This is a genomic window from Hydrogenophaga sp. OTU3427 (genome assembly GCF_038440225.1).
GTDB lineage: Bacteria > Pseudomonadota > Gammaproteobacteria > Burkholderiales > Burkholderiaceae_C > Hydrogenophaga.
This window is the reverse complement of record NZ_JASATI010000030.1, coordinates 22,059-37,526: the sequence shown is the minus strand read 5'-3', so window position 1 is coordinate 37,526 and position 15,468 is coordinate 22,059. Positions and strand designations below refer to the sequence as shown.

Annotated in this window: 15 protein-coding genes; 10 read left to right on the top strand and 5 right to left on the bottom strand. The window is 70.6% G+C overall.

The window, feature by feature from the left end:
- From AAHB17_RS16685 to AAHB17_RS16670, 4 genes are read right to left on the bottom strand one after another with little or no spacing between them, the layout of a single operon-like run.
- On the bottom strand, positions 1-627 hold the full coding sequence (locus tag AAHB17_RS16685; RefSeq protein WP_342131767.1) for an NIPSNAP family protein: 627 nt from the start codon (positions 625-627) through the stop codon (positions 1-3).
- Positions 628-644: 17 nt separating this feature from the next.
- Positions 645-2,366 carry an FAD-dependent oxidoreductase gene (locus AAHB17_RS16680; RefSeq protein WP_342131766.1) on the bottom strand — a complete coding sequence of 574 codons (1,722 nt, stop codon included), beginning with the start codon at positions 2,364-2,366 and terminating at the stop codon, positions 645-647.
- 12 nt (positions 2,367-2,378) lie between these two features.
- On the bottom strand, positions 2,379-3,212 hold the full coding sequence (locus tag AAHB17_RS16675; protein ID WP_342131765.1) for an IclR family transcriptional regulator: 834 nt from the start codon (positions 3,210-3,212) through the stop codon (positions 2,379-2,381).
- 21 nt (positions 3,213-3,233) lie between these two features.
- Positions 3,234-4,283 carry a Gfo/Idh/MocA family protein gene (locus AAHB17_RS16670; protein WP_342131764.1) on the bottom strand — a complete coding sequence of 350 codons (1,050 nt, stop codon included), beginning with the start codon at positions 4,281-4,283 and terminating at the stop codon, positions 3,234-3,236.
- Between the two features lie 118 nt (positions 4,284-4,401).
- On the opposite strand from AAHB17_RS16670, the gene AAHB17_RS16665 reads away from it, so the two are divergent.
- The 9 genes from AAHB17_RS16665 (at position 4,402) to AAHB17_RS16625 (ending at position 13,521) form a co-directional block, all read left to right on the top strand.
- A complete protein-coding gene (locus AAHB17_RS16665) occupies positions 4,402-5,217 on the top strand; it encodes a shikimate dehydrogenase family protein (protein ID WP_342131763.1) in 816 nt (271 codons plus the stop codon).
- A gap of 63 nt (positions 5,218-5,280) precedes the next feature.
- The gene (locus AAHB17_RS16660) at positions 5,281-7,029 is read left to right on the top strand and encodes an FAD-dependent oxidoreductase (RefSeq protein ID WP_446719613.1); all 1,749 of its coding nucleotides are present in this window, start codon (positions 5,281-5,283) and stop codon (positions 7,027-7,029) included.
- A gap of 115 nt (positions 7,030-7,144) precedes the next feature.
- Complete coding sequence (locus tag AAHB17_RS16655) at positions 7,145-7,942, top strand: SDR family NAD(P)-dependent oxidoreductase (RefSeq protein WP_342131762.1); 798 nt, start codon at positions 7,145-7,147, stop codon at positions 7,940-7,942.
- A gap of 19 nt (positions 7,943-7,961) precedes the next feature.
- Entirely contained in the window at positions 7,962-8,813 is an 852-nt protein-coding gene (locus AAHB17_RS16650; RefSeq protein WP_342131761.1) for a branched-chain amino acid ABC transporter permease, read from the top strand.
- Between the two features lie 22 nt (positions 8,814-8,835).
- Complete coding sequence (locus AAHB17_RS16645) at positions 8,836-9,819, top strand: branched-chain amino acid ABC transporter permease (protein ID WP_342131760.1); 984 nt, start codon at positions 8,836-8,838, stop codon at positions 9,817-9,819.
- 10 nt (positions 9,820-9,829) lie between these two features.
- Positions 9,830-10,558: an ABC transporter ATP-binding protein gene (locus AAHB17_RS16640; protein WP_342131759.1), complete on the top strand. Its 729-nt coding sequence runs from the start codon at positions 9,830-9,832 to the stop codon at positions 10,556-10,558.
- A complete protein-coding gene (locus tag AAHB17_RS16635) occupies positions 10,555-11,259 on the top strand; it encodes an ABC transporter ATP-binding protein (RefSeq protein ID WP_342131758.1) in 705 nt (234 codons plus the stop codon). The genes AAHB17_RS16640 and AAHB17_RS16635 overlap by 4 nt, the downstream gene beginning before the upstream one ends.
- Before the next feature lie 121 nt (positions 11,260-11,380).
- A complete protein-coding gene (locus AAHB17_RS16630) occupies positions 11,381-12,571 on the top strand; it encodes an ABC transporter substrate-binding protein (protein WP_342131757.1) in 1,191 nt (396 codons plus the stop codon).
- Between the two features lie 29 nt (positions 12,572-12,600).
- Complete coding sequence (locus AAHB17_RS16625; RefSeq protein WP_342131756.1) at positions 12,601-13,521, top strand: NAD-dependent epimerase/dehydratase family protein; 921 nt, start codon at positions 12,601-12,603, stop codon at positions 13,519-13,521.
- Here AAHB17_RS16625 and AAHB17_RS16620 read toward each other — a convergent pair.
- Positions 13,518-14,441, bottom strand: coding sequence for a helix-turn-helix domain-containing protein (locus tag AAHB17_RS16620; RefSeq protein ID WP_342131755.1), 924 nt, complete (start codon positions 14,439-14,441; stop codon positions 13,518-13,520). The genes AAHB17_RS16625 and AAHB17_RS16620 overlap by 4 nt on opposite strands.
- Before the next feature lie 110 nt (positions 14,442-14,551).
- Here AAHB17_RS16620 and AAHB17_RS16615 point away from each other — a divergent pair, with 110 nt between their 5' ends.
- Complete coding sequence (locus AAHB17_RS16615; protein ID WP_342131754.1) at positions 14,552-15,355, top strand: SDR family NAD(P)-dependent oxidoreductase; 804 nt, start codon at positions 14,552-14,554, stop codon at positions 15,353-15,355.
- Positions 15,356-15,468: the final 113 nt, after the last annotated feature.

Sequence of the window (15,468 nt, the reverse complement as noted above, 5' to 3'; positions counted from 1 at the left end):
TCACTTCAAGGGCGACACGGCGGTGGGCAGGGCGATGGTCGAGACCATGTCCGTGGTCAGGTGGGCCGGACCGCCCTTGGGTGGCCAGATGCCTTGGGCCACCGCGTCGGCGCGGGCCTTGGAGCGCGCGTCCAGCGTCGGGTAGGCCCAGATGTTGGTGAAGCGCAGCGGGCCGTCGAGCGCGACCATGGCGACCACACAGGGCGAGAGCCGCTCGCGCGGCGGAACGTACTGCGCCCACAAGTCGATGGTGGCCTGCACGCCGCCGGGCTTGATGCCGTAGGTGCGGATCTCGTAGACCGGACCGCTGATGCCGCTCTCGGCGCTGGGGCGCACCGGCTTCATCCATGGGAAACCCTGGTAGCTGTGCTGTTCCAGCGACTGGAAGAGCTCGCCGCAACCGAAGGGGCTGGCGCTGTGCTGGGTGCGGGCCCGCTCGGCCGCCAGGGTGGCCAGGTCGGCGAAGCCGCGCAGCACGATCATCTGGTTGAGCTGGCCGATGTCGGTGAACCAGCAGGCGAGCAGTTCGCCCTGGGCCTCGGGCGCGGTGCAGAAGGCCTGCACGTGGGTGGCGGCGGCGGCGGCGCTGCCGAAGGGCAGGGTCATCGTGGCGAGTTCGTAGTACATGGGGGGTCCTTGAAAAATCAGGTCGACAGCGGGGTGCCGGCGGCGTGGTGCGCGGCGATGAAACCAAAGGTCATGGCGGGGCCCAGGGTGATGCCGCCGCTGGGGTAGTGGCCGCCCATGAGGCTGTTCATGTCGTTGCCACCGGCGTACAGGCCGGCGATGGGCTGGCCCAGGGCGTCCAGCACCTGGGCGTGTTCGTTGGCGCGCAGCCCGGCGAAGGTGCCCAGGCTGCCGGGCACCACCTTCACGGCATAAAAAGGGCCCCGCGCGATGGGCGCCAGGCAGGGGTTGGGCCAGGGGTTGGCGCTGTCGCCCTGGATGCGGTTGTAGGGGGTCTCGCCCTTGGCGAAGTCGTCGTCGCGGCCCTGCTGCGCCTGCGTGTTGTGGCGGGCCACGGTGGCTTCCAGCGCGCCGGTGGGCATGCCACAGGCCTGGGCCAGGGCCGCGAGGGTGGCGCCGCGCTGCAGGTAGCCGCTGGCCAGCATGCCGCCCAGCGGCATGGGCGCGGGTTTGACGGCCCCCAGGCCGTAATGGCGGATGAAGGCGTGGTCGCAGACCAGCCAGGCCTGCGCGGGCTCGCCGGTCGGGGTGGCGGCCAGCAGGCCTTGCATGAAGTCGTGGTACGAGTCGGCCTCGTTGGTGAATCGCCGGCCGGCCCGCGTGACGGCGATCAGCCCGGGCTTGGCGCGTTCGATCAGGTGCGGGAAATGGGCTACCGAGCCGTCGGCGCGGGGCACCAGCGAGACCGGTGCCAGGGCCGCCGCCTGCGCCAGGTCGGTGGCCACGGTGGCGCCCACCGATTCGCCCAGGCGCAGGCCGTCGCCGGTGTTGCCGCGGGCGGCTGCGGACCAGTGTTCGGTGCCACTGGGCGCGTGGGGCAGCAAGGCCTTCTTGCGCGCGGCGTCGTGCGGAAACCCCCCGGCCGCCAGCAGCACGCCGCGCGTGGCGTGGATCTCGATGTCGCCGCGGGGTGTCGACAGCACCGCCCCCGTCACCTGGCCCTGGGCCTGGAGCAGGCGGCGCGCCGTGTGCTGGACGCGGATCTCGCCGCCGGCCTCGAACAAGGAGGCCGCCAGGCCCGCGACCAGGGCGTTGCCGTTGACCAGGCGCAGGCCCCGGCGGTGCAGCAGCAGGTCTTTCCAGTGCGCCAGCACGCGCCGGGTCACGTACCCGAAGGAGGCCGGCGAGCGCATCGCATGGAGGAAATGCCGCAGCTCCGCGCCCGAGGCGATGCCCATGCCCCACAGCGTGGTTTCGGCCAGCGGCGGCTTGAGGTCGGCGATGCGCGCGCCCAGGCGCCGGCCGTCAAAGGGCGCGGCGCAGACCGAGCGCCCGCCGGTGCCGGCGTGGGGCGTGCGGCCATGGAAGTCGGGGATGGCGTTGCCGTCGATGAAGCGCAGGGCGGTGCGGCTGCGGAAAAAATCCACCATGCGCGGGCCCTGTTCGAGGAAGGCGCGCACGCGGGCCTCGTCGAAACGCTCGCCCAGCTCGTGCCGAAGGTAGGCCAGGGGTTCCGAGATCGGCTCCTGGATGCCGGCCTCGACCGCCAGCGGGTTGCGCGGTATCCACATCCAGCCGCCCGACCAGGCGGTGGTGCCGCCGTACTGCGCTTCTTTTTCGGCGACGATGACCTTGAGCCCGAGGTGGGCCGCGGTCACGGCGGCCGACAGCCCGCCCGCGCCGGAGCCGATCACCAACAGGTCGCAGTGGGTCGAGGAGGGGGATCGGTCGGCGGGCATGAAGGGGTGGGCCTAGACGGCGTAGATCGGCTTGCGGCCGGCGGCACCCGAGGGCGTGCCGGTGTCGGCCGTGAGGGTGAAGAAAGGCGAGGCGCCGCTGGCGGCGGCCAGCTGTTGCGCGATCGACAGCAGCTCGGGGGCGAGCGCGGCCATGCGCTCGGCGGTGAAGCGCACCGTGGGGCCGGCGATGGTGAGCACGCCGATGGCCGGCTGACCGGCAAATCGCACCGGCGCCGACATGGCCGACAGGCCCAGGCTGTAGGTGTCGGTGGTCATGCTGTAGCCGCGCTCGCGGGTCTCGTGCACCGCGGCCAGCACGGCCTGCAGCGTGGTCGGCGCGGCGGGGCCGAAGTCGGCCGGCTGGCCGATGCCCTGCTTGGCCACCAGGGCCAGGCCATCGTCGTCGTTCATGGTCGACAGCCAGGCCCAGCCCGAGGACGAGCACGACAGGCGGGCGTCGCTGCCCATGTCGGGGTCGTAGCGCAGGCCCTGGCGCGCGCCCTGGGCACGTGCCACCCAGGTCAGGCGCTCGCCGTCCACCACCGACAGGCGCACCAGCTCGCCCGACACCTCGGCCAGGCGGTTGAGCAGCGGCTGGGCGATGTCGACGATGCCGGAGTTGCTGAGGTAGGACAGGCCCATGCTGACCAGCTTGGTGGTCAGCAGGTAGTCGCCGTGGCCGCGGGTCTGGCGCACATAGCCCAGGCGCACCAGGTCGGCCAGCAGGCGGTGCACCGCGCTGCGCGGGATGTTGAGCTGGTCGGCGATGGCGGCCAGTTCCATGCCTTCGCCGTGCTGCGACAGCAGTTCGAGGATGCCCAGGGTTCGTTCGAGTACGCCGTTCATGGTGTGTGCTTCGCTTCTGTTTCAAGAAGCCGGAACGGTACATGAAATGGCGCCACCGCTGCGCGCGGCCTCCAGCACGGCCAGGGTGGCCCGCAGGGTGCGCTGGCCGTCGGTGGCGCTGCACAGCGGCGCCTCGCGCCCCTGGATCACGGCCGCGAAATGCCGCAGCTGGGCGCTGTAGGGGTCTTGCCGGTGCACGCTGTCCTGTTCGCGGGTGATCTCGGCGTGCCAGTGGCGTTCGCCTCGGTAGTGCCACAGCGCCAGGTCGGGCAGGGACAAGGACCCGTGGGTGCCGGCGATGAAGTGCGACTGGACGTTCTGCGGTGGGTACTGGTCCTGTTCGCCGGCGCAGAAGTCCCAGCACCAGGGCGCGGCGGCGGTGTCGGACAGCGTCACCGTGCCCAGCGCGCCGTTCTCGAAGCGCAGCACGGCGGCGGCCGTGTCCTCCACCGCGAAGCCGCGCACCGCGTTGCTGCTGAGCGCCTGCACCGACACGATCTCGCCGCACAGGAAGCGCAGCATGTCGATCTCGTGGATCAGGTTGATCAGCACCGGGCCACCGCCAGGCTCGCGGCGCCAGGCGGCCTCGAAGTAGGTCTCGGGCTTGTAGAAGCTGGCCATCACGTTGGCGCTGACCAGACGGCCCAGGCGGCCCTCGGCCACGATCTGGCGGGCCCGGCGGTTGATGGGGTTGTGGCGGCGGTGGTGGCCCACCAGCACCGGCACCTGGGTGCGGGCCTGGGCGTCCACCAGCAGCTGCGCCTCGGCGACGGTGTCGGCCACCGGCTTCTCCACCAGGGCGGCCACGCCACGCTCCAGGCAGTCGCTGGCCACGCCCACGTGGCTGGCATTGGGGGTGGCCACCACCGCGCCCTGAGGCCGGACGCGCTCCAGCAGGCCGCGGTGGTCGGCCGACCAGGGCACGCCCAAGCGTTCGGCCAGTTGGCGGCCCGCGTCCGTCGGATCGGCGATGCCGGCCAGCGCCAGGCTGGGGTCGCGGGCGATGCGATCGATGTGGGTGCGGCCGATGGCGCCGGCACCGATCAGGACGAGGGAGGTGGGGGTGTTCACGGGGCGGGGTGTGGCTGGTTTGCCCGAAGTGTATTAAAAATCAGAACAAAATTCAATAGTTGAATAGTATTCCATTTGTGAGTAATATCGCCGCCAATCGTTTGAAAGGACCTCAGCCATGACCCTCGAACTCAGCGGTGCCACGCGCCTTCACTACATCGTGGGCGACCCGATCGCCCAGGTGAAATCGCCTGCCGGCGTCACCGCCGACCTCCAGGCTGGCGGTCACAACGCGGTCTGCGTGCCGGCCCACGTGGCGCCGGCGGACCTGGCCGCGTGGACGGCGGGCGTGTCGCGGGCGCAGAACGTGGACGGCATCATCGTCACGGTGCCGCACAAGTTCGCCTGTTTCGAGCTCTGCGCCACCACCTCCGACCGCGCCGCCTTCCTGGGCACCGTCAACACCATGCGGCGCAACCCCGACGGCAGCTGGCACGGCGACATGTTCGACGGCCTGGGCTATGTGACGGCCATGCGGGAAAAAGGCTGCGACCCAGCCGGCAAGAAGGCCTTGCTGGTGGGCGCGGGCGGCGCCGGCTCGGCCATCGCCCACGCGCTGTTGACGGCCGGCGTGAGCGAGCTGGCCCTGTTCGATGCCGACGACGTCCGACGCACCGCCCTGGTGGAGCGCCTGGCCGCCATGGGCCGCTGCCCGGTGGGTCACGGCACGGCCGATCCCAGCGGATTCGATATCGTGATCAACGCCACGCCCATGGGCATGAAGGCCGGCGATCCGCTGCCGGTCGACGTGACGCGCCTGCGGCCGTCCATGTTCGTCGGCTGCGTGATCACCTCGCCGGCGGTGTCGCCGCTGGTGGCCGCAGCGCGCGCCCAGGGTTGCAGCAGCATGACCGGGGCCGACATGTTCGCCCGGGTGCGCGACCTGATGGTGGCGTTTCTTGTGACCCCCTCGTCACCGGCTCGCTGCGCGTAGCCGCATCCCCCCAGGGGGCAACACCAGCGGCCTGGCAAAGCCAGCTCCGCGGTGTTCACCCGAATGAAAACCAAGGGTCTGCATATGAACGTCTTCGAGTCATTGAACGAACTTCCCGCTGACGCGGCCTTCGATGTGGCCGTGATCGGCGCCGGCGCGGCCGGCCTGTCCACCGCCCTGTTCGCGGCCCTGGCCGGCCAGCGGGTGCTGATCGTCGAGCGCACCGGGCACGTGGGGGGCACCAGCGCCTGGTCGGCCGGCACCACCTGGGTGCCGGGTACCCACCACGCCGCCAGCGTCAACCCGGGCGACACCCTGGCCGACGCCGCGCGCTACCTGGACAACGCCATCGGCGAGCGCACGCCCAAGGCGCTGCGCCAGGCCTTCCTGGACCACGGCGCCGAAGCCGTGGCGCTGGTGGAGCAACGCTCCGAACTCAGGTTCCGGCCCTACGCCAAACACCCGGACTACATCTCCGACCTGGGCGGCTCCACGCTCAACGGCCGCGCGTTGGAGCCGCTGCCCTTCGACGGGCGGCTGCTGGGCGATCTGTTCAAGCTGGTGCGTCCGCCCATCCCCGAGTTCACCGTGCTGGGCGGCATGATGGTGGACCGCAACGACATCAACCACCTGCTGGGCATGGGGCGTTCGCTGGCCTCGCTCAGGCACTCGGTCAAGATCGTGCTGCGCCACCTGGCCGACCGCCTGCGTTACCCGCGTGGCACGCGGCTGGTGATGGGCAATGCGCTGGTGGCGCGGCTGCTGTATTCGCTGTCGCGGCACGCCAACGTGACACTGATGCTCAAGACCTCGGTGGCCGACCTCGACGTCACCGGCGCCGGTGTGCGTGGCCTGACCCTGCTGCAGAACGGCGTCCGCCGCAGCCTGCGCGTGGCCCGTGGCGTGGTGCTGGCCAGCGGCGGCTTCAACCGCCATCCGGCCCTGCGCCAGGCCATGCTGCCCGGTGCCGACATCGGCTGGTGCCCGGGTGCGCCAGGCCACACCGGCGAGGTCCATGCGCTGGCGCGCAACGCCGGCGCGCGCTACGGCGAAGGCGCGCTGAGCAATGCCTTCTGGGCGCCGGTGTCGCGGCGCCTGCGCGCCGACGGCAGCACGGCGGTGTTCCCGCATTTCGTGATGGACCGCGCCAAACCCGGCATGCTCACCGTCAACCACGCTGGCGAGCGTTTCGTCAACGAGAGCACGTCCTACCACCTGTTCGGCCTGGCCATGTTGGAGGCCCACCGCCAGCGGCCGTCCATCCCGGCCTACCTGGTGTGCGACGCCGATGCCTTGCGCAAATACGGCCTGGGCATGGTGCGCCCCGGCGGCAAGGGCCTGGCGCCATTCCTCGCCGACGGCTACCTGGTCAGCGGGCAGACCCTGGCCGAGCTGGCGCAGCGGCTGGGCCTGCCGGCGGGATCGCTGGAGCGGACCGTGGCCCGCTTCAACGCCCACGCCGAGGCCGGCGGCGACCCCGACTTCCAGCGCGGCGTGACCGCCTACCAGCGCAACATCGGGGACGCCGACTGGCCGGGCAAGAACCCCAACCTCGGTCCGCTGGCGCAGGCGCCGTTCTACGCCGTGCGCCTCTACCCCGGCGACATCGGCGCCGCCACCGGCTTCGCCACCGACGGCGATGCCCGCGTGCTCGACGCCCAGGGTCAGGCCATCGCCGGTTTGTACGCGGTGGGCAACGACATGCACTCCATCATGGGCGGCGTCTACACCGCGCCCGGCATCACCCTCGGCCCTGGCCTGGTGTTCGGCTACCTGGCGGCGCGCCACGCGGCCGCGCGGCCCTTGGACTGAGTGCACGAAATGTCCAGTAGTTGGCATCAATCGTCGCATCGCGAAGTGGCACGGGTTCTCAGAATCACGTCCCATTGAGCCACACGGGTGGCCGCAAAAAGACTGGAGACAAACCATGGGACACGCACCCCAACACACCGTGCTGATCACCGGCGCGGCCGACGGCATCGGCTGGGCCACGGCGCGACACATGGCCGGACAGGGCTGGCGCGTGGCGCTGCTGGACCTGCGCGCCGATGGCGCGTCGCGGCGGGCCGCCGAACTCGGTGACGGGCACCTCGGGCTGCAGGCCGATGTGAGCGACGCGGCCAGCGTGTCAGCCGCCGTGGCCGGCGCCATGGCACGGCTGGGCCGCATCGACGCGCTGGTGAACAACGCCGGCGTGGGCGACCAGGCCGTGCCCACGCTGGCGCAGGACATCGACGCCTTCGACCGCGTGCTGGCGGTCCACCTGCGTGGCAGCTTCCTCATGAGCCAGGCGGTGCTGGCCCACATGCGTGAACAGGCCCGCGACACGCGTGGCAACCGTGGCGCCATCGTCAACCTGGGCTCCATCGCCGCGCTGGGCGGCATCCCCGCGCGCAACGCCTACAGCGCGGCCAAGGCCGGGGTGCTGGGCATGACGCGGGCCCTGGCCATGGAGTGGGCGCGCGAGGGCATTCGCGTCAACGCGGTGGCGCCCGGTTACGTGGCCACCGACCTGATCGCCACGCTGGCCCGCCAGGGCGCGGTCGACGCCGATGCGATCCGCCGGCGCACGCCGCTGGGCCGCATGGCCGAGCCGGCCGAGATCGCCGAAGTGATTGCCTTTCTTGCCTCGCCCGCGGCCAGCTACATCACCGGCGCCACCGTGTCGGCCGATGGGGGCTGGTCGGCGCTGGGCGCACCCGAAGGGGCGCTGGCGCCCCACTGATTTTCAAGGAGACAAACCGATGTTGACGATCAACCTGTTCAACGGCCTGGTCTACGGCGCATTGCTGATCGTGATGTGCTCGGGCCTGGCCCTCATCTACGGCCTGCGGCGGGTGGTGAACTTCGCCCACGGCTCGCTCTACATGCTGGGCGCCTATCTCGGCTACAGCATCGCCGCGCAGAGCAACTTCTGGGTCGCGCTGGTGGCCGCGCCGGCCATCATGGCGCTGCTGGGCGTGCTGCTGGACCGCTACGGCTTTCGCCTGCTGCAGGACCGCGATCCCCTGACCGTGGTGCTGGTCACCTTCGGCCTGCTGCTGGTGATCGAGGACGCCGTGCAGACCCTCTGGGGCAAGAGCAACCTGTCGGTGCCCACGCCCGAGGCGCTGAACTTTTCGCTCGACCTGTTCGGCACGCCGGTGCCGGCCTACCGCCTGGGCGTCATCGTCGTCGGTGCCGGCGTGGCGCTGGGCCTGAGCCTGTGGCTGCGCCACTCCAAGATCGGGCTGTTCGTGCGCGCCGCCAGCACCGACCCCACCACCACCGCCATGCAGGGCGTGCACACCGACGCGCTGAGCGCCGGCGTGGTCGGCCTGGGCACCGCGTTGGCCGGCCTGGCGGGCGTGGTGGCGGCACCCTTCCTGTCGCTGTCGCCGTCCATGAGCGCCGACGTGATCATCGACTCCTTCGTGGTCGTGGTCATCGGCGGGCTTGGCTCGCTGGCCGGCGCCTTCATCGCCGCCATGGTGCTGGGCATGGTGCAGGCGCTGGGCGCGGTCTACCTGCCCGACGCCGCCGTCCTGCTGCCCTTCGTGCTGATGGTGGCCATCCTGATCTGGAAACCCGCGGGCATCGCGGGCAGCCGTACCTGAACCCCCAACGGGAGTCCTTGCCATGAACCTTTCCCGCCTGGGTCTGACGACCCTCATCGCCCTCGCCGTGGGCGCCGCCGTGGCCAACCTGGTCGGCTCCGGCACCGTGCTGAGCCTGCTCACGCAGGCCACCATCTACGCGCTGTTCGCCAGCGGCGTGGGCCTGCTGCTGCGCCAGAACGGCATGATCAGCTTCGGCCACGCGCTGTTCTTCGGCGGCGCCGGCTACGCGGTCGGCATCCTCATGCAGCTGCGCCTCATGCCGGCCGAGCTGGCCATCGTGGCCACCTTGCTGGGGCTCACCGTGGCGGCCTTCGTCATCGGTCTGGTCATCGTGCGTGTGCCCGGCGTGGCCTTTGGCATGCTCACGCTGGCGGTGGGGCAGATGGCCTTCCTGTCGGCCTCGCGGGCACGTGGCCTCACCGGCGGCGCCGACGGCATGAACATCGACTGGCCGTCCACGCTGTTCGGCATCCCGCAGGCCACCCTGCTCAAGCCGGCCGTGCTGTTCGTCGTCTGCTGGAGCGCGCTGGTGTTGGTCCTGCTGCTGCTCGCGCTCCTGCTGCGCAGCCGCTTCGGCGGCATCACCGAGGCGGTCCGCGACAACGAGGAGCGGGCCCGCTTCATTGGCATCTCCACCGTGCTGCCGCGTGCGGCCGTCTATGCCCTGTCGGCCCTGGTCACCGGCGTGGCCGGCGTGTTGTCGGCGCTCAACACCGGTTTCGTCTCGCCCGAGAGCCTGCACTGGAGCCTGTCCGGCATGACGCTGATGATGGTGGTGGTGGGCGGCTTCAAGGCCCTGTGGGGGCCGGCCCTGGGCGCCGTGGTCTATTTCCTGTTCAAGGACCTGCTGGGCGACCACGCGACCCACTGGATGAGCATTTTTGGCGTCGCGCTGATCACCGTCATCGTGTTCTCGCCCACCGGCATCGCCGGTGCGCTGGGGCGCCTGCTGAGCGGTGGCACATCCAAGGCCGGCGCGGCCAAGCCCGCCGCCGCGCACTGAGGAGACACCCATGAAAACCACCCCCCGATATGTATTGCAGGCCGAGGACGTGGCCATCCACTACGGCGGCGTCAAGGCGCTGGACGGCGTGGCCATCACGCTGGAGAAAGGTCAGATCCGCGGCCTCATCGGCCCCAACGGCGCCGGCAAGTCCACCGTCATCGACGCCATCACCGGCCGGCGCCGGCTCACGCGCGGCAAGGTCTCGCTGATGGGCGAGGACGTGAGCGCCTTCGGTGTCGTCGAGCGCCGCCGGCGCGGCCTGTCGCGCAGCTTCCAGCGCACCAGCATCTTTGGCCAGATGCCGGTGCGCAAGCAGGTCGAGCTGGCCTCGCACAAGATGGGCGTGGCCGATTCCGCGGCCGACGCCGATGCCGTGCTGCGTGAGCTGGACCTGCACCGCATGGCCGACGTGACGGCCGAGGACCTGGGCTACGGCGAGCAGCGCCGTCTGGACCTGGCGCTGGCCCTGGTGGGGCGGCCCAGCGTGCTGCTGCTGGACGAGCCCATGGCCGGTCTGTCCGTCAAGGAATCGCTGGACCTGGCGCAGCACCTGAAGGCGCTGACCTCGCGCTGGGACGTGTCGGTGCTGCTGGTCGAACACGACATGGACGTGGTGTTCGGCATCTCCGACGTGGTCACCGTGTTTGAACTCGGGCGCGTGATCGCCGGCGGCACCCCCGCCGAAGTGCGCGCCGATGCGCGTGTGCGCGAAGCCTATCTCGGGAGTGCCGCATGAGCCACCTGCTCGAACTCAAGAACGTCCACGCCTACTACGGCTCCGCCCACATCCTGCACGGCCTGAGCCTGCATGTGCACGCGGGCGAGCGCGTGGCGCTGATCGGCCGCAACGGCGTCGGCAAGACCACGGTGGTCAACACCATCCTGGGCCTGGCCCAGCTCAAGTCGGGCCAGGTGCGCCTGGGCGAGAAGGAGCTGCCCCAGCCCCGCCCCTACATGGCCGCGCAGAACGGCGTGGTGGTGGTGCCCCAGGGGCGGCGCATCGTCGCCAACCTCACGGTGGAGGAGAACCTGCAGCTGGGCGCCGCCGTCGGCCGCAAGGGCCCCTGGAACGTGGCCGAGGTCTACAGGCTCTTCCCCATCCTGCAGGAGCGTGCCCACACGCCTGGCACGGCCCTGTCGGGCGGGCAGCAGCAGATGCTGGCCGTGGGCCGCGCGCTCATGGCCAACCCCAGCCTGATCCTGCTCGACGAGCCCACCGAAGGCCTGGCGCCGGTCATCGTCGACCAGCTCGCGACCATCTTCAAGCAGGTGGCCGACCAGGGCACGGCGCTGCTGCTGATCGAACAGAACATGAGCCTGGTGGTGCGCGTGGCGCACCGCTACCTGGCCATGGCCAAGGGCTCGGTGATCGCCGAAGGCCGCGTGGTGAATTCGCGCGAGGGCCTGCACGACCTGGAGTCCCACGTGATGGTCTGACCCACCGGGCGTCCCACGCGCCGCCTTGCACGCCGCCCCTCGGGGTGGCGTGTTGGCCCGGCCCTGCCCGCTTTCTTTTTTCAACCCCGCCGCTGAAGGCACTTTTCCTCTGGAGACAAGCATGTTCAAAATGAAATCCCTGCACGCATCCCTGGCCGCTGCCCTCGCGGTGGCCGCACTGCCCCTGGCCGCGCTGGCCCAGGGCAAGGAGCCGGTCAAGATCGGCCTGGTGTCGTCCAAGTCGGGCGTGTTCTCGCAGCAAGGCGAGGAAGTGATGCGCGCGATCCGTTTCGCGATCGAGGAGGCCAATGCCAAGGGCGGCATCGACGGCCGCAAGGTGGACGTGGCCGAGGCTGACGACGAGGGCACGCCCGACGCCGGCCGCCGCGTCGCCGAGAAGCTGGCGCGCGACGGCTACAACCTGCTGATCGGCGCCATCCCGTCGTCCATCTCGCTGGCCATCGCCCAGAACCTGGACCGCTGGGACGCCGCTTACTTCGCGGTTGCCAGCAAGTCCGACAAGCTCACCGGCGACACCTGCAAGCCGCGCAGCTTCCGCACCGTGCACTCCGACGCCATGGACATCGCCATGGTCAACGAGTGGGCCAAGGGGTTGAAGGAAAACAACTTCGCCGTGCTGGGCGCCGACTACGTGTGGGGCCGTGACTCGGGCGAGTCCTTCAAGAAGGCAGTCGAGGCGCAGGGCAAGAAGGTGCCGCTGTCGCTGTACGTGCCGCTGGGCACCAAGGACTTCTCGCCCTACATCGCGCAGCTCAAGGCCGCCAACGTGGACGCCGTGTGGGTGGCCGAGACCGGCCGCGACGCCATCGCCTTCGTCAAGCAGGCCGAGGAGTTCGGTCTCATGCCCAAGACCAAGCTGATCGGCCACGCGCTCATCCTCGACTTCATCATGGCCGCCACCGGCAAGGCGCTGGATGGCACGCCCGGCAACACCCCCTACGCCGCCAGCCTGGACAACCCGCGCAACAAGGCCTTCGTCGCCGCCTGGAAGGCCAAGTTCAACCGCCTGCCCACCGACACGGAAGGCCAGGGCTACAACGGCGCGCAGGTGATCTTCGAGGGCGTCAAGCTGGCCAAGAGCGCCCGGCCCGAGGACGTGAGCAAGGCGCTGCGCGGCGCCCAGATCGACACGGTGTACGGCAACGTCACCATGCGCGCGGCTGACAACCAGCTCATGCTGCCCAACTACGTGGCCCGCGCCAAGATGGTGGACGGCGCCCTGCGCCCGGTGGTCGAGCAGACCTTCGCGCCCTCGGTGATCCCGGCGCCGTCGCCGCTGTGCAAGATGTGAAAACACCGGCGGACCCGGCGGGAGACAGGATGCGGCGCCTGAACCAGGTGTTGGTCACCGGCGGCAGCGGCTTCCTCGGCGCGTGGATCGTGCGCCGGCTGCTGGCGCAAGGCATGGGCGTGCGGGTGTTCGACGTCCACGACCGGCGCGACACCGTGGTCTCGATCAACGGGGCGGCGGCGCACGCGCTCGACTGGCGGGTGGGCGACATCAGCCGGGCCGAGGACGTGCGGCAGGCGATGTCGGGCTGCGACGGCGTGATCCACCTGGCCGGTGTGCTGACGCCCGACTGCAGTGCGCGGCCGGTGCGTGGCGCCGAGGTCAACCTCATCGGTTCGCTGCACGTCTTCGACGCGGCGATCGCGCTGGGCATCCGGCAGATCGTTTACGCCAGTTCGGCCGGCGTGTTCGGCCCGGACGATGCCACGCGCCCGGCGCCGGCCACCCACTACGGCGCGTTCAAGCTGGCGGTGGAGGGCGCGGCCCAGGCCTATTGGCGCGAGCACGGCATCGCCAGCGTCGGCTTCCGGCCCTTCGTGGTCTACGGTCCGGGCCGCGAGAGCGGCGCGAGCGCCGGCCCGAGCCTGGCCTGCCGCGCGGCGGCGCGTGGCGAGTCTTTCACCATCGCCATGACCGGCGCCTGTGGCCTGGTCTACGTCTATGACGTGGCGCAGGCCTTCGTGTCGGCCCTGCAGACGCCGGTGTCGGGCGCGCCGGTCTACAACATGGTGGGCGAGACCGCCTCCATGGACGAGGTGATGGCCGAGATCCGCCGCCTGGCACCGACCGCGCAACTGCGCGCCGAAGGCCGCCCGCTGACGATCGCCGCCGGCATCACCGAGGACGGCCTGGACGCCCTGCTGCCGGGCCGGCAGAAGACGCCGCTGGCGCAGGGCCTGGCGGCCACGCTGCGGCACTACCGCGCGCTCGCCGAGCAGCGTGCCGGCTAGAACTCCGCCGGTGTCTCGTGGATCTGCTCCAGCGCCCGGGCCCGGAAGGCCTTGGGGCTGAGGCCGGTGTGCTTGCGGAAGAAGCGGCTGAAGTAAGCGTCGTCCTCGAAGCCGAGGTCGGCCGCGAGCTGCTTGACCGGCAGGTGGGTGTAGACCAGCTCGCGCTGGGCCTCGTGCAGGATGCGGGCATTGATGACGTCCAGGCTGGACAGGCCCAGGCACTCGCGGCACAGGCGGGTGAGCTGGCCGGCGGTGATGCTCAGCGCCCCGGCGTAGAAGGGCACCGAACGCTGGACGCGGAAGTGCTGGTCGACCAGGCCGCGGAAACGTTCGATCTGGCGCGCCTTGCGCGAGGACGGCTGGCCCGCCTGCGGCGCTTGCACGTCCGACATCTGGCACAGCCGGTCGATCTGCACCATCAGCGCCATCAGCAAGGACATGCTGGCCGCCACCTGGCCGCTGGCGGGGGTGCGCGATTCGCGCTCCAGCGCGAGGAACAGCGGCATGAGCTGGTCCACGTAGCGCATCTCGTCCTGCAAGCCCACCACGCGCGGACGCCGCAGCGTGGGCAGCAGCTCGGGCATCACCACCGAGGCCAGCGATTCCAGCGTCTTTTGTGTCGCCGTCACCACCGGGCCATCGACGTCGCTGGCGAAATGAAAGCCGTGCACGTGGCCGGCCGGGATCAGCACCAGGCAAGGCGCCAGCGCACGGTGCACGGCGTCGTCGATCTGGACCTCGGCCGAGCCCGCGGTGAGGTAGAGCAGTTGCACGAAGGCATCGTGCCGGTGCGGCTGGATGGTCCACTGGTAGGGCGCCGAGCGCTGCGGAATCCACTCGAAGTTGAACAGGCTGGCCCAGGCCGGTGGGGCCTGGTCGCCGTACAGCGCGTAGTTCGGTATGGCCCTGGAATACGCCATGGGTGTGTTGCCTCCTTGCACGAATTGTCCGCTCCTTGGCTGCAATCGTCAAAGCCGACGCGCGCCCCGCGGCGAACAATGCCAGGCATTCGAACACAGGAGACACACCCATGAGTGAGACCCCCCACTGGCTGCAGCTGCGCGGCCAGGTCTGCGCCGTCACCGGTGCCGCCAGCGGCATAGGTGCTGCGATCGCACGCGGTTTGGCCGATGCCGGTGCCCGGGTGGCGCTGCTCGACCGCGATGCCGAAGGCTGCCGGCGCGTGGCCGAGGCACTGCGCGCCGGTGGCCACACCGCCCTGGCCGTGGCCTGCGACCTGTCCGACGAGGCGCAGACCTTGAACGCGGCCCGAACTGTCCAGGCCGAACTGGGTGACTGTGCGGCCCTGGTCAACAACGCCGGGGTGCTGCGCCCGGGCTCGCTGGAGCAGGTGAGCCTGGCCGACTGGAACCAGGTGCTGGCCGTCAACCTGACCGGCTACCTATTGTGCGCGCGGGCCTTTCTGTCCCAGCTGCGCGCCACGCGTGGCGCGGTGGTCCACGTCGCGTCCATCGCGGCGCACTTTCCGCAAAGCCACAGTGGCGCCTACAGCGCCGGCAAATCGGGCGTGCTGCTGCTGTCGCGCCAGATGGCGGCCGAATGGGGGCCACAGGGCGTGCGCAGCAACGTGATCTGCCCCGGCATGATCCGCACCGCGCTGTCCGCGAAGTTCTACGAGGAACCCGGCTTCGAAGCCAAGCGCGCGGCCGTCACCGCCAGCCGCCGCGTGGGCGAACCGCAGGACATTGCCGACGTGGCCCTGTTCCTGGCCAGCCCGCGCGCGGCCTACGTCAATGGCGCGGAGATCGCGGTCGACGGTGGCATGTCCTCCATGTTGATGGACATGGTGCCCCGCCCGGGTTTCAACCAATGAAGGCCCCCACGCTCCGCCGCTGCGCGGGTCGCTGCCCCCCGTGGGGGCGCGGGCCTCGCCTTGGGGCGGCACGGCGGCGGACCCTGACCTCCACGTGCCGCCACCGCGGCCCA